General features: G+C 55.8%; 15 protein-coding genes, 1 tRNA gene and 1 pseudogene. 7 read left to right on the top strand and 10 right to left on the bottom strand.

Going from position 1 to position 19002, the window contains the following annotated elements; translation table 11 throughout:
* The first annotated feature begins 190 nt into the window (after positions 1-190).
* The gene (locus BL107_RS10770; protein ID WP_009790383.1) at positions 191-478 is read left to right on the top strand and encodes a hypothetical protein; all 288 of its coding nucleotides are present in this window, start codon (positions 191-193) and stop codon (positions 476-478) included.
* Between the two features lie 36 nt (positions 479-514).
* Here BL107_RS10770 and BL107_RS10765 read toward each other — a convergent pair.
* Positions 515-587: transfer RNA gene (locus BL107_RS10765), tRNA-Thr, on the bottom strand.
* Positions 588-673: 86 nt separating this feature from the next.
* Between BL107_RS10765 and BL107_RS12390 the strand changes: the two genes are divergently transcribed.
* A complete protein-coding gene (locus tag BL107_RS12390) occupies positions 674-895 on the top strand; it encodes a DUF3493 domain-containing protein (RefSeq protein WP_369791582.1) in 222 nt (73 codons plus the stop codon).
* A gap of 582 nt (positions 896-1477) precedes the next feature.
* Here the strand turns inward: BL107_RS12390 and BL107_RS13170 are convergent.
* From BL107_RS13170 to grrP, 8 genes and pseudogenes are all read right to left on the bottom strand, one after another.
* Positions 1478-2053, bottom strand: a pseudogene (locus BL107_RS13170) (low-complexity tail membrane protein); the annotation flags it as partial.
* A 14-nt stretch (positions 2054-2067) separates the two neighbouring features.
* Complete coding sequence (gene infB / locus BL107_RS10755) at positions 2068-5574, bottom strand: translation initiation factor IF-2 (protein ID WP_037988507.1); 3507 nt, start codon at positions 5572-5574, stop codon at positions 2068-2070.
* Between the two features lie 69 nt (positions 5575-5643).
* The gene (locus BL107_RS10750) at positions 5644-5922 is read right to left on the bottom strand and encodes a YlxR family protein (RefSeq protein ID WP_037988505.1); all 279 of its coding nucleotides are present in this window, start codon (positions 5920-5922) and stop codon (positions 5644-5646) included.
* Positions 5919-7397, bottom strand: coding sequence for a transcription termination factor NusA (gene nusA / locus BL107_RS10745; protein ID WP_009790378.1), 1479 nt, complete (start codon positions 7395-7397; stop codon positions 5919-5921). The genes BL107_RS10750 and nusA overlap by 4 nt, the downstream gene beginning before the upstream one ends.
* 39 nt (positions 7398-7436) lie before the next feature.
* A complete protein-coding gene (gene rimP, locus BL107_RS10740; protein WP_198002344.1) occupies positions 7437-7904 on the bottom strand; it encodes a ribosome maturation factor RimP in 468 nt (155 codons plus the stop codon).
* 406 nt (positions 7905-8310) lie between these two features.
* Positions 8311-9516: a cyclophane-forming radical SAM/SPASM peptide maturase GrrM/OscB gene (grrM, locus tag BL107_RS10730; protein WP_009790375.1), complete on the bottom strand. Its 1206-nt coding sequence runs from the start codon at positions 9514-9516 to the stop codon at positions 8311-8313.
* On the bottom strand, positions 9510-9899 hold the full coding sequence (gene grrA / locus BL107_RS10725) for a GrrA/OscA1 family cyclophane-containing rSAM-modified RiPP (protein ID WP_009790374.1): 390 nt from the start codon (positions 9897-9899) through the stop codon (positions 9510-9512). Before grrA ends, grrM begins: the two co-directional genes overlap by 7 nt.
* A gap of 42 nt (positions 9900-9941) precedes the next feature.
* Entirely contained in the window at positions 9942-10799 is an 858-nt protein-coding gene (gene grrP, locus BL107_RS10720; RefSeq protein WP_009790373.1) for an extracellular substrate binding-like orphan protein GrrP, read from the bottom strand.
* A gap of 182 nt (positions 10800-10981) precedes the next feature.
* Here grrP and BL107_RS10715 point away from each other — a divergent pair, with 182 nt between their 5' ends.
* Together BL107_RS10715 and rpiA are read left to right on the top strand one after the other, a co-directional pair.
* Entirely contained in the window at positions 10982-12046 is a 1065-nt protein-coding gene (locus BL107_RS10715) for a trypsin-like peptidase domain-containing protein (RefSeq protein WP_050749880.1), read from the top strand.
* A gap of 37 nt (positions 12047-12083) precedes the next feature.
* Positions 12084-12803 (top strand): ribose-5-phosphate isomerase RpiA, encoded by a 720-nt coding sequence (gene rpiA, locus BL107_RS10710; RefSeq protein WP_009790371.1) that lies wholly within the window; start codon positions 12084-12086, stop codon positions 12801-12803.
* On the opposite strand, the gene hisD is transcribed toward rpiA, so the two are convergent.
* Positions 12796-14109 (bottom strand): histidinol dehydrogenase, encoded by a 1314-nt coding sequence (gene hisD, locus BL107_RS10705; RefSeq protein ID WP_009790370.1) that lies wholly within the window; start codon positions 14107-14109, stop codon positions 12796-12798. The genes rpiA and hisD overlap by 8 nt on opposite strands.
* A 127-nt stretch (positions 14110-14236) precedes the next feature.
* Here hisD and rpsT point away from each other — a divergent pair, with 127 nt between their 5' ends.
* From rpsT to rpoB, 3 genes are all read left to right on the top strand, one after another.
* Complete coding sequence (gene rpsT, locus BL107_RS10700) at positions 14237-14533, top strand: 30S ribosomal protein S20 (protein WP_009790369.1); 297 nt, start codon at positions 14237-14239, stop codon at positions 14531-14533.
* Between the two features lie 47 nt (positions 14534-14580).
* Positions 14581-15369 (top strand): TatD family hydrolase, encoded by a 789-nt coding sequence (locus BL107_RS10695; RefSeq protein ID WP_009790368.1) that lies wholly within the window; start codon positions 14581-14583, stop codon positions 15367-15369.
* Between the two features lie 285 nt (positions 15370-15654).
* A complete protein-coding gene (rpoB, locus tag BL107_RS10690) occupies positions 15655-18948 on the top strand; it encodes a DNA-directed RNA polymerase subunit beta (protein WP_009790367.1) in 3294 nt (1097 codons plus the stop codon).
* Positions 18949-19002 lie beyond the last annotated feature (54 nt).

Raw genomic sequence — 19002 nt, 5'->3', positions numbered from 1 at the left:
GGCACGCCATCGACGTTATTGCTTCTCGCTACGTCACCCATTGGCGGGTTGTATATATTTTTAGGTGTGTATGATAGAGGGATGGCTTGTCAAGTCTTCTAAATCCTTGTCCAATCAGCTTATCCCCTTCTTGATCGTTGCATTTATTGCTTACGTTGCATTCTTCTGGAAGAGTAAAACTTGAACTCTTATGACTAGTATCTTTACTGTTGTAATGGACGATGGGGATGATGCGAATGAGCTGGATTCATTCTCTACTCATCAAGAAGCATTGAATTATTTAAAGCAACAGGTTCATGATTGGAACCATTCAGACAAATGGGATAGGACTAAAAAACGACTTGCAATGGTTATTGCTGAGAATGGCTTGGAGTTGGAACTCATTGAAGAGACTCCATCATCTGATTACGAATATCATGAGACTTGGAATTCTATTCATGGTTGGAGTGGTGATAGTCAGTCGATAAATTCCAAATAAGACTTGAATCCAGGCTACGACTGGGTTTTCGTCGAAAGCCGATGACCTGACTTGAACAGGCGACCCACGCTTTACGAAAGCGTTGCTCTACCAGCTGAGCTACATCGGCAACGAAATTAATTTATCATTCCAGTTGTACTTTTTCTTGCTCACTTGTCTGATCAGCAGGGCCGAAAGTCTGGTCTTGACCCCGCCATGAGAGAGCGACTGCTGAAGGAGTCACTCACCCCCTGGCGTGGCCTTCGGCGACTCGTCTGGGGCGCCTTGTTCGCCTCCGCTGGACTGGGTCTCTTCACCATGCTCTTCCGCGCTTCTGCCGGTAACGCTGTTGAGCTCAGTGACTTCGGGATCCAAGCTGGTGCTCTCACACTCTTCTCCGTTCTCCTCTACTTCGATCGCACTCGAAACGCCGACTGAATCTTCGTCCTGTTGGGCATCTACTGGAGGATCCGTTTCGAGGATTGATGAGTCGGCCACTGATGTGTTGTCCATGGTGATCACGCGAGCGCGTGCCGTGGACTTCTCTTCGATGATGATGGGGTCATCGCTACCAGCTTCATCGTTGACAGCCTGTTCGTCCTTGAGCTGTTCGAAGTTGGCTTCATTGATGTTGACCTCGCTGGTGTCTTCCTCGGCCGTGTCGATAGCGATGTCGACGCCGTTTGTTTCGGTGTCGTTCTCTTCAAGGCCTTTGTTGTCACCTCCCTCGTCTTCACCTCCCTCGTCTTCACCTCCCTCGTCTTCCAGGCTTTTGCTCTCGTCGATGCTCGGTTGGCTGTACTCCTCAGGATCGTTGGAGCTGTCTGTTGGGTTCGTTTGGCCTTGATCTGCCGCATTGGCGACTAATGGTTCGTTCTCTGTTGGAACAGGTTCTTCTGGAACAGGCTCTGCTGAAACAGCTTCTGATGCCGACGGAGGCTGTGGGGTTGGTTTTTGGGGTGGTTCTTGGGTTGGTTTCGCCGCAGGTTCAGGCCAAGCCAACCGACTGAGCCGAAGAATTTGCAGCCCAAAACTCGTGTGCTGTTGATCCGCTGCAATCAAGTTGTGCTCGACCGTGTTCTCTGCCGACGCCGCCTGATCGAGTTGACTCCGAACCGGTAGGAGCCATCCCAAGGCTTGGCTGAGTTGTTGGACTTGCCACACCATCAAAGCCAGCACTGGGATGCTGATCAACAAAGTGACGAGTCGTGATTGTCCGAGAACAGGTGAAAACTCACTGGCTAGAACAGCGGAATCATCGAGCCACCACAGCAAAGGCAGAGATCCGAGCGCTGCTAGAGCAACACTGGTGCGGCTGATGAGGCCACCCTGCTTTGCACTGAGAGCTTGTTGCTCTTGATCACGCTCCTTGAGTGGCACGCGTACGAGCAGCAGTGATCCCCAATCAGCCGGTCGTTTCCATAACGCAGCCGCAGGGGCTAGAACCCCGATAGCCCAGACGAGTAGACGCTCCACTGGAGGGACCGGTCCTGGATCGGCACCCGCCAGAACCAACCGAATCAGCAGTAGCTCCAATGGAATCGCTCCAAGGGCTAGACATTGGAGCCAGAGAACAGGCTCGAGGCGGGACTTCACGACAGAAGTGGAGGTCAGGTGGTGAGTTTGCGGCGTTGGGTAACCATCTTGAAGGCTTCGATGCGATCACCTTCTTCCCAGTTGGCGAAACGGTCTGTGCCCACACCACATTCGAAGCCGGTGGCCACTTCTTTGACGTCGTCTTTGTTGCGACGCAGAGAATCCAAATCGCCGGTGTACACCACCTGCTTGCCCCTGTGAACCCGGACTCTGCAGTTGCGGTGCAGTTTCCCGGTGTTGACGTAGCAACCCGCAACGGCACTCTTGCCAATGGTGAACACGGCACGCACCTCGGCTTCCCCAAGCGCTTCTTCGACGAGTTCTGGCTCGAGCAGACCTTCCATCGCCAACTGGATGTCTTCCAGCAGCTTGTAAATCACGTCGTAATCACGCACATCAACACCGGTGGCATCGGCAGCTTTTTTGGCACCGGAGGCCATGGAGGTGTTGAAACCGATGATCACGGCACCAGAGGCGGCCGCTAAGTCGACATCCGTTTCGGTGACTTCACCTGGAGCCGATAGCAAGACCCGCACCTGCACTTCATCCTTGGGCAGCTGCTCCAGCGAACCGAGGATGGCTTCAACGGAACCCTGAACATCAGCTTTAAGAATGAGGTTGAGCTCTTTGAGCTCGCCCTCATTGGCCTGACCGGACATGGCCGTGAGCGAGACCCGACGGGAAGCCATTTGTTGCGCGAGGCGTGTCGCGCGGGCATCGGAGGCGCGGTCACCGACCACAGCCCGAGCTGCTTTTTCGTCGGGGTAAACCTCGAACTCATCACCGGCTGTGGGCACCTCGCTGAACCCGAGGGCTTCCACCGCAAACGACGGGCCAGCCTCTTTAAGGCGCTGACGATTGTCATCCACCATGGCGCGAACTTTGCCCAACACCGGCCCTGCGGCGAGGACGTCTCCCGTTTTGAGGGTGCCGTTCTGAATCAGCAGAGTGGCCACGGGGCCTTTTGCCTTGTCGAGGTGCGCTTCGATCACCGTTCCGCGGGCGAGGCGATCTGGATTGGCCTGAAGGTCTTCCACCTCAGTCACCAGGAGAAGCATCTCGAGAAGCTTGTCGATGTTTTCGCCCTTGATGGCGCTAACAGGCACCATCACCACATCTCCACCCCATTCTTCGGCGAGGAGATTTTGCTCAGACAGCTCTTGCTTCACCCGGTCTGCAGAGGCCCCTTCTTTGTCGATCTTGTTGATTGCAACGACGATCGGCACTTCTGCTGCCCGGGCGTGACTGATGGCCTCGAGCGTTTGAGGGCGTACACCGTCGTCGGCGGCGACGACCAAGACAGCAACGTCGGTGACTTTCGTTCCCCTCGCCCGCATCGCGGTGAACGCCGCGTGGCCTGGGGTGTCGAGGAAGGTGAGCTTCCTTGCTTCGTCCTTGTGTTGGATTTCAACCTGGTATGCACCGATGTGCTGGGTGATTCCACCCGCTTCACCAGCGGCAACGCGAGCCTGTCGGATTGCATCGAGAAGGCTCGTCTTGCCATGGTCGACGTGGCCCATGACGGTGACCACGGGAGGACGACGAATCAGATGTTTGAGATCCGCCTCTTCGATCATTTCGACGGTCTTCTTCGCCGCCTCTTCCACATCGTCCTGAAGGACAGGAACATCAAATTCCTTGGCCACCGCTTCGATGGTGGGCATATCCAGGGTTTGCGTCACCGTGGCGATGACCCCCTTGAAAAACAGGGATTTGATGATTTCTGAACTCTCGACGCTGAGCATGTCTGCGAGTTCCTGCACCGTGAGGTTGTCCTCCGGTACCACGATCATCTCGGGGCGTACCTGCTTGGCCTCGCGGGCTGCCCGCAGTTCCATGGCGCGACGACGTTGCCGTTGGCGGGCTGTTTCCTTGCGGCGTTTGCGAACCGCGGCCACAGGTTTGGGCGCTGTTCGTTGTTGAGCTTTCGGTTTGGCTGGGCGCGCCAGGCTGGCCGACAGCACCATGGCCTGCTGTTCACCGGCAAAACCGCCGGTTTGTGCGGCGAGAGCGTCGTCGTTCTCGCCAATGATGTGGACTTTTTGGCGTTGTTTTTGGGGCGAGCGGCTGCGCAGTGCCTCGAGCTTGGCGCTGTCGTCCCAATCGGGGCGTCCTGGACGCCTTTGCCCTCCCGGACCACCGGGACGGAAACCTGGACGTCGAGGCGCTGAGGGCGCTGTGGGCCGTGCAACGGGAGGTGTGGCGGTTCCGGCTTCCGCGGGCCGATTCGGGGCGTCGGGACGCCGGGGTGCTGGGGCTGCCGGACGACTAATGGGCTTTTGGAGCTGCATGAGCTCGCCGGGTGCCACTGGCTTCCGCATGCCACCGGGCATACCGGGCCTTGTGGGGGCGCCGGGTCGCGTTGGTGCTCCCGGACGGCCACTGCCTGAGGAGCCATCACGTCGGATTGGTTTGCCAACCAACTCGAGGGTGTTTCCACCAGTTCGCGTGGGTGCGCCGGGTTTTCCGGTTCGTGTGGGTGCTCCTGGACGTGCAGGTCCCCCTTGACGTTGGGGCACTCCTGTTCCAGGACGTTGGGGGGCTCCCACACCGCCCGTACGGCGAGGAACGGGTTTGCCGACGAGTTCGGGTCGTGGCGTCGGGCGTGCGGGGGTACTGGTTTTGGTCGGTGCGCCGACGCGTGGTGGTGTCCCAGGGCGTGGCGGAGCGCCTGCACGGGAGACGATTTGCGGTTTCTGGCCCTGGGGCGCACCTGGTCGACTTGGTGCCGCCGCGGGACGCGGGGTTGGGCGGGATGGTGCGGGGCGGGGTGTTGATGCGGAGGGAGCGCTTGGTGCAGCAGCAGGACTACTGGGCCGTGGGGTTGGCGCCGTGGGCTTCACGATCGACGGTTTCGCTGCTGCCGGTTTCGCAACCACCGCAGGTTTTGCTGCCGTGATTGGTTTCGAAACGATGGCCGGCTTCGCGGCCCCTGCGGGCTTCGTTGCCGGAGTTGGTTTGCTGACGAGTTCTGGCGCTGACGATTTACCTACCACCTGTGGCCTGGGGGCTCCCGGCGGCTTTGAGGGGGCAGGGCGACTTGGCGCAGCGGCAGCAGCCGGCCGAGGTGTAGCGGTTGCCGTCGTCCCCGTTGGGCGCGCTGGCGCTGCTACAGGTTTCTTCGGTGTGGATCCAGCCGTCGAGTTTCCTGCAGGAGCAGGCCGAGCTGGTGGGGCCACAGCCTTCACCGCAGAGGGAACGGGTTTGTTGGCAGTCGGTTGTGCCGGGGCTTGCGGTTTCGCGGCAGCAACCGCAGCCGTTACGCCTGGCGAAGCAGGGCCCTTTTTGACCGACAGGATCGACTTGCCCGGTGCAGGTTTGGCTACGGGAGCGGTGGCTTGACTGGGGGATGAACCCTTCCCAAGCAGGCTGCGGATCTTTCCGGCTTCGGAGTCACTGATCGAGCTGCTGTGGCTTTTGGCTGCGATTGAAAGCTTCACAGCAGCATCCAACACGTCCTTGTTCTCAAGGCCGAGGTCCTTGGACAACTCGTAAATTCTGACTTTGCCGCTGCTGGTCATTCAGTTGGGGTCTCCGATCGAGCCGGGCATGGTGTGCCGCGGTGCCCTCACGCGAAGTGAGGACAATGTTTAGTTTGCCTCAGCGGATACACCAGTGCTTGCACTGAGCCGCTCATTCAGCGTTGTAAGGACTGCATCCGGCACCTGACATCGCAGAGCTTTTTGCAGGCGTTTACGGCGCCGAGCCTCCTCAAGGCACTCTTCCTTTGGACAGAGATAGGCCGAGCGGCCCATCCCTAAGTCCAGAAGGACTCCATCCTTATGGTCACGGATCACCCGCCAAAGGTGGCGACGATCCAGGAGCTGGCGGCATGCCACGCAACGACGGAGGATGGGCTTAGCGCTCACCGGGCGTCCTCGCTCAGATTGACTTCAGCATCAGCATCAGCATCAGTGCTGGCCTCGCCTGTCTCCTCAGAGGCAGCTTCCTCACCCTCTACCTCTTCAACGACGGCTTCGACGGCATCTTCCTCGACAAATGTTGCAGAGGGTTCGTCTGAGAGTTCCGCCTCATCGACATAATCCTCATCGTCTTCTGGCAGGGGATAAAGCTCCCGAAGGCGTGCATCTTCTTCTGCCCTGGCTGCTTGCTCCACCGCAAGGCGCTCCTCCGCTTCTTGCTGAAGCGCTTCCTCCTCTTCCCGTTGAGAAATCAGTTCGGCAACAACTGCATCTTCTGCGGCCTGGTCGTATTCCGTTGAATTCTTGATGTCAATTTTCCAACCGGTTAGTCGAGCGGCTAGACGCACGTTTTGACCCTCGCGGCCAATGGCCAGGCTGAGTTGATCGGGTGGCACTAAAACGTGGGCATGTTGTCCGGCGGGATCGACGAGCCGCACCATTTCGACCCGGGCAGGACTCAAGGAGTTAGCGATGTATTGGCCTGGATCTTGTGACCAGCGAATCACATCAATTTTTTCGCCGCGGAGCTCATTCACCACCTGTTGGATTCTGGAACCGCGAGCACCAATGCAGGCGCCAACAGGGTCGACTTCTCGCTCAATGCTGTCGACGGCGACTTTGGTGCGAGGGCCAACGGAACGTGATGGTGGGTTCGCTTCACGGGCAACGGCCACGATGCGGACGGAACCTTCTTGAATCTCTGGAACTTCGTTTTCGAACAGATAAACAACGAGACCAGCATTTGAGCGGCTCACGAACAGTTGAGGCCCGCGTCGAGGCACTTCGCTCACCTCTTTCAAAAACACCTTGAAGGTGGCGTTGGCGCGATAGTTGTCGTTGGGAAGTTGGTCGCGACGTGGAAGTTCCGCCTCCACTTCGGGCCTTCCCAGGCCAGAACTCACCGCCATGATGATCGACTGACGTTCGAACCGGATCACCCGGGCTGTGAGGACGGGATCCTCCAGGTCGGCGAACTCCTCTTGAATCATCCGGCGCTGCTGATCACGCAGCTTTTGGGCCAAGACCTGTTTTGTCGTGGCCGCAGCCATGCGGCCGAAATCTTCTTTCTCTGGCGTGACATCAAGCACAACCGTGTCGCCAGCTTGGGCGTCTTCGGCCACTTGCATCACCTCTGCGAGGGCAATTTGATGATCCTCACTTTCAACTTCGTCAACAATGATTTTGCTGGCAAGAACTCGATATCCCTCCTCTTCGAGATCAAGGCCAACATCAAAATTGCTGAAGTAATCCTCATCAAAAGGGTCTTCGCTAATGCCTATATAGAGAGTGCGCCGGTATCGCTCATATCCCTTCAGCAGGGCTTCCCGTAGAGCTGCTTCAACAACTTGCGGAGCGAGTTTTTTCTCCTCACTGATGTCATCGATCAGATTGGTGAGACCTGGAAGCAGGACGAGAGCCATCGGGCTGGGGGTAAAAAAAAGAGTGAGCGATTCGCTCGATTATTGGCCAGGGGTGGTGAGGCGTACCTCGATCACTTGGTCGCGAGGGATGCTTTTGATCCGCCCACGGATGTTGATCTGCAGTGAATCCGTATTGCGTTCGTGCAGAAGACCTTCCAAGTGATGCTCTACGTTCCCCTGATCACGATGGGTGACATCCACAGGAAAACCGCGGAAAGTCTGGAAATCGCGATCACAACTCAGTTGCTCGCCAATCCCTGGGCTGCTGATTTCGAGGACATAAGCCTCGATCAGTTGCTGGGATTCCTCTAATGCTTCGCCGAGAACACCACTAAATCCAGCGCAATCATCAAGGTTGACGTCGGACCCGTTGGTGTGTCGGATCTGAACTTGCAGAGTGATGGGGTTCAAATGCGTGAGCAATTGAATCCCACACAGCTCGAAGCCTTGAAGACCTGCAACCCGTTGGGTGAGCTGCTCAAGTTCTGGCAGAAGAGGATGGGGCAAAAGAACTGATATCAGGCCATGCCCGACGTGCATTTTCAGTTGTGACCGATCTCCCGTAGGAGATGCCCGTCGGACACCAATTGAATCTAGATGACAGCCTGCAACGTGTCAGGAGTTGGGTGCATTGACATCAATGCTCGGTGCGTCTGGAAAGGCATCGCCTTTCTGTTCTGGACCGCGCAGCTCGACGTCTTGATTGATGCACTTCGATCGTTGCTCAGCTGTTTTGTGGAATTGGCAGACGCGGCTCCAAAGTTTGCTTCTTGTTCCGTTCGGACCATTGCTGAAGATAACTTTGTCCGATGTCCCAATGTTGGATTCAATTTGAACCCCGCACTGCTCACAACGCTGGCTAGTAGGGGCGGTGCTGGACGCGATCAAATTTCACAAATCAAGTGATCAAATATTACGAACTCAGGGGCGCAATGGTTGTTCGGTTCACCTCCAAGGGTGGACCTTCTTCGAAACGCTCGAGCAGGACTTCCACGGGGATTTTGGTGCCAAAGCGGCAGGCGTTGGTTTCACTGGAGGCCAGGGTGCCGTGCTCCCAGAACTTGTTGCTTCCATTCCCACCTCCGCACAACCCAAAGTGTTCGCAGCCCTTCTGGCACGTTTCCACTCCCTGGGTCATGTCTTGAAGCAGGCGCTGAAATGAATCCGTCCGCGTTGATTCTTCGAGGCTGTGCGTTTTGAGATTGCCAAGGTTGAAAGTGCCGTAGCGATCGCTGGCTACGGAAAGAAGTTCAGGATCAAACGTGGAGAAATCACCTTGGGCATCAACGCTTAAAATTGAAAAAGGGCGGTTCAATTCGTTCTGCGTCATGCGCTGATCATCTTGAATAAGGCTGATCACCTGCTCAAATTCGCGCAAGACAACGGGATAACCGTCTTGCTCGCTGAGACGCCAAAACGTGCGGAGAAAGTCTTTATATTTCGCCTCCATGTTTGAGCCTGCCATTGAAGACGATGTATTGATTCCTTCCTTCTCTTCAACATTGAAGCCCACATCGTTGATGCCGTGGTCTCTAAAAAACCGATACATTCGTTCTGGTTGTTCCATGGCATCTGCAGTGATTACAGAGATGCAGTGAAACGGCACCCGATTGCGTTGTAAGGCTTCAATCCCTCGCATCGCGAGGGCATGGGACCCACGTCCATTACGGAACCGTCGATGGGCATCGTGAATGTCTTCAGGTCCGTCAACACTGATGCCAACTACAATTCGATTGCGCCTAAAGCAATCACACCAATCGTCATTGATCAATGTTGCATTGGTTTGAACATGTTGATCAATATCTAGATCTTGAGCACCCAACCGTTCAAGAGATTGGTTGATCAGTGTTGTCGCCTTGTCGTACCAACTGGTTGGCAAGGTGAGAGGTTCACCGGCATGCCAAACAAGGGAGAATTCTGGTCCTGCGTAAGGGCTTTCTAAAATCCTTTCAACTAAAAGTGGGATCAAATCGAGATCAAAAACCCGCTTTTTTTGTCGATCTGGAAGATAACAATATGAGCAGTCAAGATTGCATAACGATGTCGATTGGATGACCACCAGCCCAATGGGCCCGAACTGACTGAAGTCGGGCCGAACGTTTGCCGCTGCGATTACCAATTCGCGAACCCACCGCCGCCGTTGCGCCAGCCTCCACCGCCGTTGCGCCAGCCAACCCGATAACCACCATTGCCCCAGCTGTTGCGGCTGTTGCCGAACTTGCCGCCGCCCTTGCCGTTACCCCACTTCCCGCTGCTCTTGCCACCATTGCTCCACTTGTTGCCGTTGCCGTTTTTCCACTTCCCTTTGGCAACCAGAGCTCCATCCTGTTCTGCATTTTTAAGGAGACTTTCCCAGTTGCCATTGCGAGCCGCTTCAATGCGGGACTCAACGGTGTTGTTGGTTTGGTCTGGAGCATTAAAGATCGACGTGGCTTCAGCGCTCTGGCACAGCACAGCACTTGAAGCGAGTAAGGCCTGGAAGGCAATGAGGGAACGTTTCATTGGTTTGGTTGACGTTTTTTCAGAGAAATAGCGGACTAAAGATCAATTGGGTGATACGGACATTTCCGAGGTTGTGCTGAGTAATAGGGAGTACAGAGCGCTAATCACCGGTTCAGGAAGCATCACGTTGCTACCGGGACCAATCCAGCGGTTCACCATTACGCGTGTTGCGGCGTTGCCGTTGACGTATTCCTGCATCGTTTGACCGATGGCGTTGTTGGCTGCGGCTAGCAATTTGCCATTGTTTTGCTTCACGATGCATCCGATTCCTGTCCGGCCGTAAGGGCGAATGGGAACAAGGTCGCTGTTCTTGGCATCGCTGTTTGCAGCAAGCCAAAGTGTGCCGCCGGCGAGGGTGGAGATTTTGCCACTGTCGTAGGCAGCGAATGCCTCAGCAGGGGTTGCGTAGGCCTGAAGTGAAACTCCTGGAACCACGGCTTCCAAAATCTTGGCCGATGAGGAATCTTTCACGACGCCCACCGTTCTGCCGCGAAGCGATGAAGGCATGCCGTTGATGGTTGTTTTGGTCAGTAAGCGGGTTCCACCAATTGCAAATGGAATGGTGTAACTCACTTTTTCGGCCCGACCCCAATCAAAAGCCACACCGCAGGCGATGTCGGCTTTGCCGGATGTGATGGCTTTCATTCCATCCTCTGCGGACGTCGTAGGAATGAATTTGAGGGTGCGTCGTCCGGCCTGATCTTTGATCAGGTTCAACATATCGACGCCAAAACCTTCGTAGGTATCGCCCGACTTTTGATAGAGCGGCTTCACGTCTTCAAAAATCACAGCCTTCAGCGACGTCCTTTTTGCAAAAGGTCCGGCGGCAGCATCAACGATGGTGATGAAGGGGGCTCCCAGAGCAATCACACCCAAGGTTGAAGCAAGAAGTGCTCGCATTCGTAAAGCGCTTTGTTCTCGTTCTACCCCTCCGATTCGGGCAAAAGATGCTCTTTTGAGATGCGTAAAGCAACTTTGCTCGATTTGGACCATCCCCATCCCCCCGCGGATTCATATAGAAGTGAAGGGACTGCTCATGAGCATTGTTCAAGATCGTTCTCCGCTCGGCTCTGGCACTTGTGATGGTGCTGGACATCGTCTTGATGTCGGCGTCCCCGGTTCAAGCTGTTGAACACAGCTTTGTGGCGAAATCGGTGCGTCGTGTCGCTCCAGCTGTGGTTCGGATCGACACCGAACGCACTGTGGAGCGGCAAGCCTTTGATCCCACGTTGATCGATCCGCTCTTGCGTGATTTGTTGGGGGATCCCCAGTTGGGACCCGAGCGAGAGCGGGGGCAAGGATCTGGTGTTGTGATTGATTCCAAGGGATTGGTTCTCACCAATGCCCACGTTGTCGATCGTGTGGAATCGGTCAGTGTCACCGTTGCTGATGGTGAGCAGCTCGATGGACGGGTCGTGGGATTTGACCCCGTCACCGACATCGCTTTGGTTCAGCTGGAGGGGCGGAACTTGCCTCCGAAAGCGCCTTTAGGTGATTCAGAAGTGATGGAAGTGGGCGATTGGGCGATCGCACTCGGCACGCCCTTTGGCTTGGAACGCACCGTCACCCTCGGCATCGTCAGCAGTCTTCACCGCAATATCAACAGTCTTGGTTTTTCGGACAAACGCCTTGATCTGATCCAGACCGATGCGGCGATCAACCCAGGGAATTCCGGCGGTCCTCTGGTCAACGGAGAAGGAGAAGTGATCGGGATCAATACCCTTGTGCGTTCTGGTCCAGGAGCGGGTCTGGGGTTTGCTATCCCGATCAATTTGGCGAGACGCGTTGCGGATCAGCTGCAGGAACAGGGTGAAGTTGTGCACCCCTATATCGGCTTGCAGTTGGTTGGTTTGACGCCGCGGATTGCCCGGGACCACAACAAAGACCCCAATGCATTGGTGCAACTTCCAGAGCGCACTGGAGCTCTGGTGCAAAGCGTTTTGCCTCAGGGTCCTGCCGAAGACGCTGGGTTGCGTCGTGGTGACCTGGTGATTGAGGTGGATGAAAAGCCTGTGGCAGATCCTCAGGCTTTGCTTGAGGTTGTGGATGCTGCTCGGCTGTCCGAGCCCTTGCCATTAACGGTGTTGCGCAACGGCCGTGAGCTCACCCTGTCTGTTAAACCGGCCCCCTTGCCAGGTTTGGGCTGAAACCCTTGCTACCGTCTCGCCCAACGTTGGCGAAACGATGGCGGATCTTCAAACCCAAATGAAGCAAGCGGTTGCAGATGCCGCGGTTGAGCAAATTAAAAACGGCATGGTTCTTGGGCTTGGTTCCGGATCCACTGCCGCACTCATGATTCGCGCTCTTGGAGCCAAGCTCGCTTCTGGGGAATTAAAAAATATTGTCGGTGTGACGACCTCATTTCAAGGGGAGGTTTTGGCCGCTGAGTTGAACATCCCTCTGTTGAGTCTCAACGCGGTTGATCGGATCGATCTGGCCATCGATGGTGCCGATGAGGTGGATCCCAGTTTTCAGCTCATCAAAGGTGGCGGAGCATGCCACGTTCAGGAAAAACTGGTTGCAGCCATGGCTGATCGATTTGTGGTGGTGGTGGATTCCACGAAACTGGTCGACCGTCTCAACTTGGATTTCTTGTTGCCAGTGGAGGTGCTGCCTGGGGCTTGGCGCCAAGTCCAAAAGACCCTGGCATCCATGGGAGGTAGCGCTGAACTGCGCATGGCCCAGCGAAAGGCTGGCCCAGTGGTGACCGATCAGGGCAATCTTGTGCTCGATGTGAAGCTCAACGGTGGAATCGACGATCCAGCCTCCTTAGAGAAGTCGATTAACAACATTCCAGGCGTTTTGGAAAACGGTTTATTTGTGAACCTGACCGATGAGGTGTTGGTGGGTGAAATCTCCGATGGTGTTGCTGGCGTTCGCAGCCTTGATCGACGCCCTAGCTGAGCCGACGCCTTACGGATTCGGCATGGCTATGCAGCCCTTCGCTCTTCGCCAGTTCTTGAACGGCTGATCCAGTGGCCTCAAGGGCCGCACGGTTAAAGCCGATCAACGAGGTGTGTCGCATGAATGTCTCAACGCTGAGGGCGCCACTAAACCGAGCTGCGCCACAGGTCGGCAGGGTGTGATTCGGACCTGCCAAATAATCACCAACCGCCTCCGGTGACCAAGGGCCTAGAAAAATGGCACCGGCATGTTGGATCCGTTCAGCCAACGCCTGTGGACGTTCCACCAACAGCTCCAAATGCTCTGGAGCAAAGCTGTCGCTCAACTCGGCGCAGCTTTCGAGGTCGTCGCAGACCACGACCAATCCCCAGTCATTGATGGAGGCCTCGCAGATTTCACGACGTGGGTGTCCCTCGAGTTGTTGCTCGATTTCATGGACAATCTGATCCGCCAAGGCTGGATTGGTGGTGATCAGAACCGCAGCCGCGAGGGGGTCATGCTCGGCTTGGGCTAAGAGGTCTGCGGCAACTTGATCCGGCTTGGCGCTTTGATCAGCGATCACTAAAACTTCACTAGGGCCCGCCAGGGAGTCGATGCCGACTTGGCCATACACAGCTTGTTTGGCCAGGGTGACGTAGAGATTTCCTGGCCCGCTGATCACGTCCACCTTGGGAACGCTTTCTGTGCCGTAGGCCATTGCAGCGATCGCTTGGGCACCGCCAAGGCGAAAGACGGTTCGAACGCCAGCGAGATAAGAGGCCGCAAGAACGACTGGATTGACTGTTCCGTCGCGACCCGCCGGAGAACAGATCACCACCTCCTTGACTCCAGCAACTTTCGCTGGCACGGCATTCATCAGGACTGTGCTGGGATAAGACGCTCGACCTCCCGGCACGTACAACCCAGCCCGATCAACCGGTCTCCAGCGGCGTCCAAGCCGTTCTCCATAGGGCCCCTCGCTGGCGATGTCGATTGGCCGCTGACGTTGATGAAAGTCGGTGATGCGCCGATGCGCGAGCTCCAGGGCGTCTTGGAGATTGACCGGAAGGTTTTGCCATGCATGCTCGAGCTGCACTTGGGGAACAGCGGCCGGTTCGGGACGGAAGCCGTCAAATCGCTCGGTGTATTCGACAACGGCGGTATCCCCCCGGGTCCGGACATCGGACAAAATCGTGTCGACCCTTGCCTGTGCGTCTTGCTGTTGGGCGTGAGCCGTGCGTTGGACGAGGCGCTGGAGTTCTCCTTTGGCCTGCTCCGGATCTCGCACGATGCGGAGTGAAAAACCCGCCGGATTCTTCTCAGGCAAGAAACTATTTGGCTTCACTCCCCTCAAATTAAGACCCGGGCTGGTGAGGTGCTGCAACGACGTGGCCCGATTGAACAAAGGCCTCAAGGGAGTATGGTGACGGATTGTTCGCAACGTCCCCGCGTCAGTGGCCAATAACAATTCAGCGAAGAAGCGTATAGAGATTGCAGAGCGCAATCGTTTGCGCAACCGCACCTACAAATCGTCCATGCGCACCTTGATGAAGCGCTGCTTCAGTGCTTGCGACGCCTATGGCTCAACCCCTGGGGAAGAGGCCAAGGCCTCCGTACAGGCCTCATTGCGCGAAGCGTTCAGCAAGATCGATAAAGCTGTGAAAGTGGGCGTTCTTCACCGCAACAACGGCGCCAATCAGAAATCCAGGTTGAGCTCCGCTGTGCGCAAGGTTCTCGAACCAACCAGCTAAGGGTCGTCAACGGGCAGAATGGGTCGAAAGCGCGTTTCGGCCCACCTGTGTCGCCCACCTCGACGCTGATCGACAGTCACTGTCACATCGTTTTTCGAAACTTCGAGGATGACCTCGAGGACGTTGCTACACGCTGGAGAGAGGCTGGCGTCAAGGCTCTACTGCATGCATGCGTCGAGCCAGCGGAGATTCCTGCGATCCGTTCTTTGGCTGATCGGTTCCCAGAGATGCGTTACTCCGTGGGGGTCCATCCTCTCGATACGGAGCACTGGTGTCCAGACACGGTTGATGTGCTGCGTCAGGCGGCTCTCGATGACCCACGGGTTGTTGCAATCGGTGAGCTTGGCCTCGATTTATTCCGCGACAAAAATCTGGAGGAGCAACTCGCCGTGCTTCGGCCCCAGCTTGATCTGGCTGTTGAGTTGAATCTTCCTGTGATTGTTCATTGCCGGGATGCTGCGGAGCCGATGCTGGATGAGCTCCGCACGCGACGATCGGAAGGCTGCTGCCCCGCTGGTGTAATGCATTGCTGGGGAGGGACTCCGGAGGAAATGCACGCCTTTCTCGACCTTGGCTTCTACATCAGTTTCAGCGGCACGGTCACATTTCCAAAGGCCCTCGCGACCCATGCCTGTGCCGAACAGGTTCCTGAAGACCGTTTTTTGGTTGAAACCGATTGTCCTTTCCTGGCTCCAGTGCCAAGACGTGGCAAGAGGAACGAACCGGCTTTTGTGGCCTCAGTGGCCTCTCGTGTTGCTGATTTGCGCGGTGTCGACGTGGATCGGGTCGCCGCTGTGACGACGTCCAATGCACGCCGTTTGTTCAAACTGCCTTGAATCCCTAACCTGTCGAATGGGAGGGCGTCACGTTATGTAAGATGTCGTATTGGCCTGGCCATAGACCGGTTCACCGTGTCTGTGGTGCCTGAAGCGTCCATTCCCTTCCGGTGAACTTGTCTCGTTAGCTGATCTGACCCGCGATTGCTGAGCTCAGCAGTTGGTTTGTTGGCCTTTCCTTGGAAGGCTCAATGCATCGCTGTCGTTCTCGTAACTCGCTAGTCAGATTTGCGCGGTGATTCAGTCCAGTCCTTTTGTTCCTTCGTCCTCCCTGCCGGTCCCCGCATGAGCAGCAGCGCGATTCAGGTCGCCAAGACCGCCACCTTCCTTCCAGACTTGGTAGAGGTTCAGCGGGCCAGTTTTAAGTGGTTCTTAGATAAGGGTTTGATTGAGGAGCTAGAAAGCTTCTCTCCGATTACCGACTACACCGGCAAGCTTGAGCTGCACTTCATCGGAAGTGAATATCGACTTAAGCGTCCTCGCCACGATGTGGAAGAGGCCAAACGCCGGGATGCGACATTCGCCTCTCAGATGTATGTCACCTGCCGATTGGTTAATAAGGAAACAGGCGAAATTAAGGAACAGGAAGTATTTATAGGTGAATTGCCCCTAATGACTGAGCGTGGAACGTTCATCATTAATGGTGCTGAACGCGTGATCGTGAACCAGATCGTGCGCAGTCCAGGTGTCTATTTCAAAGATGAAATGGATAAGAATGGACGTCGTACTTACAACGCCAGTGTGATTCCCAATCGTGGGGCATGGCTGAAGTTTGAGACAGATAAAAATGATCTTCTGCACGTTCGTGTTGATAAAACGCGCAAGATCAATGCGCATGTACTCATGCGTGCCATGGGTCTTTCCGACAACGATGTGTTGGACAAACTCCGTCATCCGGAGTTTTACAAAAAGTCGATTGATGCCGCTAATGATGAAGGTATTAGCTCTGAAGATCAGGCTCTGCTTGAGCTCTACAAGAAGCTTCGTCCCGGCGAACCACCATCTGTGAGCGGCGGTCAGCAGCTTCTGCAAACGCGCTTCTTTGACGCCAAGCGCTACGACCTTGGTCGGGTTGGTCGTTACAAGATCAATAAAAAGCTTCGTCTCACTATCCCAGACACGGTCCGCACCCTCACCCATGAGGATGTGTTGTCCACGCTGGATTACCTCATCAATCTGGAATTGGATGTTGGTGGTGCAAGCCTTGATGACATTGACCACCTCGGTAACCGCCGCGTCCGTTCCGTCGGTGAATTGCTGCAGAACCAAGTTCGTGTCGGATTAAATCGGCTCGAACGCATCATCAAAGAGCGAATGACGGTTGGTGAAACCGATTCGCTCACTCCAGCCCAACTGGTGAATCCAAAGCCCCTCGTGGCGGCGATTAAGGAGTTCTTTGGCTCCAGTCAGCTGAGTCAGTTCATGGATCAGACCAATCCATTGGCTGAGCTCACCCACAAACGCCGGATTTCTGCCCTTGGTCCAGGTGGCCTAACCCGAGAGCGTGCCGGCTTTGCTGTCCGTGATATCCATCCTTCCCACTACGGCCGTCTCTGCCCGATTGAAACCCCAGAGGGCCCGAACGCAGGCCTGATCAACTCGTTGGCGACCCACGCAAGGGTCAATGAGTACGGCTTTATCGAAACCCCGTTCTGGAAAGTTGAGAACGGTGTGGTGATCAAATCTGGCGATCCCATCTATTTATCAGCTGACCGAGAAGATGAAGTTCGTGTTGCTCCTGGCGATGTTGCGACCGAAGACAACGGTGAAATCAAAGCTGATTTGATTCCCGTTCGCTACCGCCAAGATTTCGAAAAAGTCCCCCCAGAACAGGTTGATTACGTCGCCTTATCGCCAGTCCAGGTGATCTCAGTGGCCACCTCGTTGATTCCGTTCTTGGAACACGACGACGCCAACCGCGCTCTGATGGGGTCCAACATGCAGCGTCAGGCTGTGCCTCTTCTGAGGCCCGAGCGTGCTCTCGTGGGGACTGGCCTCGAGACCCAAGTGGCTCGAGATTCCGGCATGGTTCCGATCTCAAGAGTGAATGGAACCGTTGTTTACGTTGATGCCAACGCCATTGTTGTGCTCGACGAAGACGGTCAGGAGCACACGCATTTCTTACAGAAGTACCAGCGTTCCAACCAGGACACTTGCCTAAATCAGCGTCCAATCGTCCGCCAGGGTGATCCGGTCATTGTTGGTCAGGTCTTGGCGGATGGTTCCGCCTGTCAAGGCGGCGAAATTGCATTGGGACAAAACGTTCTAATCGCCTACATGCCCTGGGAGGGATACAACTACGAGGATGCCTTACTCGTTAGTGAGCGCCTTGTTACCGATGATCTCTACACCTCGGTTCACATCGAGAAGTACGAGATTGAAGCTCGCCAGACCAAGCTGGGCCCAGAGGAAATTACCCGTGAGATTCCCAACGTTGCTGAAGAAAGCCTCGGCAATCTTGACGAAATGGGAATTATCCGCGTTGGTGCTTTCGTTGAAAGTGGCGACATTTTGGTGGGTAAGGTCACGCCGAAAGGGGAGTCGGATCAACCACCAGAGGAAAAACTCCTCCGGGCCATCTTTGGCGAGAAAGCACGCGACGTTCGCGACAACTCATTGCGTGTCCCTGGAACAGAGCGCGGTCGGGTGGTTGATGTTCGGATCTATACCCGCGAACAAGGGGATGAGCTCCCGCCCGGCGCCAACATGGTGGTTCGCGTTTATGTGGCCCAGCGCCGCAAGATTCAGGTCGGCGACAAAATGGCTGGTCGCCACGGCAATAAGGGCATCATTAGCCGCATTCTTCCCCGTGAAGATATGCCATACCTGCCGGATGGCACCCCTGTCGACATCGTGCTGAACCCCCTGGGTGTGCCGAGTCGGATGAACGTTGGCCAGGTGTTCGAACTCTTGATGGGTTGGGCTGCCTCCAACCTTGATTGTCGGGTCAAGATCGTTCCTTTTGATGAAATGCATGGGGCTGAAAAGTCCCAGCAGACAGTGACGACCTTCCTCACCGAGGCGGCAAAACTGTCTGGAAAAGACTGGGTCTACAACCCTGATAATCCTGGAAAACTTGTCCTTCGCGATGGTCGTACGGGTCTTCCCTTTGATCAGCCGGTTGCCGTGGGTTATTCCCACTTCCTGAAGCTGGTGCACCTTGTCGATGACAAGATTCACGCCCGTTCCACAGGTCCTTACTCCCTGGTTACCCAGCAACCTCTGGGTGGTAAGGCCCAGCAAGGTGGTCAGCGTTTGGGTGAGATGGAGGTTTGGGCTCTTGAGGCCTATGGCGCTGCCTACACCCTTCAGGAATTGCTGACGGTTAAATCCGACGACATGCAAGGTCGTAACGAGGCCTTGAACGCCATCGTGAAAGGCAAGCCAATTCCTCGCCCCGGTACTCCCGAATCCTTCAAGGTGCTCATGCGTGAGCTCCAGTCCCTTGGTTTGGATATCGCGGTGTACACCGAGGAAGGCAAAGAAGTCGATCTGATGCAAGACGTGAACCCGCGTCGAAGTACCCCAAGTCGTCCGACCTATGAGTCCCTCGGGGTCGCTGATTACGACGAGGACTGACGGATCAACGAACGAACCGACAACCCGCTCCTTCTTCCTTAATCGTCTTCCTTA

It is taken from the genome of Synechococcus sp. BL107 (genome assembly GCF_000153805.1).
Taxonomy (GTDB): Bacteria; Cyanobacteriota; Cyanobacteriia; order PCC-6307; family Cyanobiaceae; genus Parasynechococcus.
The sequence above is the reverse complement of the archived record's forward strand: the minus strand, read 5'-3'. Positions and strand labels throughout refer to the sequence as shown.

Excerpts from the sequence above, each read along its gene's own strand:
- infB (WP_037988507.1), bottom strand. The coding sequence starts at position 5,574 with ATGACCAGCAGCGGCAAAGTCAGAATTTACGAGTTGTCCAAGGACCTC.
- grrP (WP_009790373.1), bottom strand. The coding sequence starts at position 10,799 with ATGCGAGCACTTCTTGCTTCAACCTTGGGTGTGATTGCTCTGGGAGCC.
- BL107_RS12390 (WP_369791582.1), top strand. The coding sequence starts at position 674 with ATGAGAGAGCGACTGCTGAAGGAGTCACTCACCCCCTGGCGTGGCCTT.
- BL107_RS10715 (WP_050749880.1), top strand. The coding sequence starts at position 10,982 with ATGGTGCTGGACATCGTCTTGATGTCGGCGTCCCCGGTTCAAGCTGTT.
- BL107_RS10770 (WP_009790383.1), top strand. The coding sequence starts at position 191 with ATGACTAGTATCTTTACTGTTGTAATGGACGATGGGGATGATGCGAAT.
- rpoB (WP_009790367.1), top strand. The coding sequence starts at position 15,655 with ATGAGCAGCAGCGCGATTCAGGTCGCCAAGACCGCCACCTTCCTTCCA.
- nusA (WP_009790378.1), bottom strand. The coding sequence starts at position 7,397 with ATGGCTCTCGTCCTGCTTCCAGGTCTCACCAATCTGATCGATGACATC.
- rpiA (WP_009790371.1), top strand. The coding sequence starts at position 12,084 with ATGGCGGATCTTCAAACCCAAATGAAGCAAGCGGTTGCAGATGCCGCG.
- grrA (WP_009790374.1), bottom strand. The coding sequence starts at position 9,899 with ATGAAACGTTCCCTCATTGCCTTCCAGGCCTTACTCGCTTCAAGTGCT.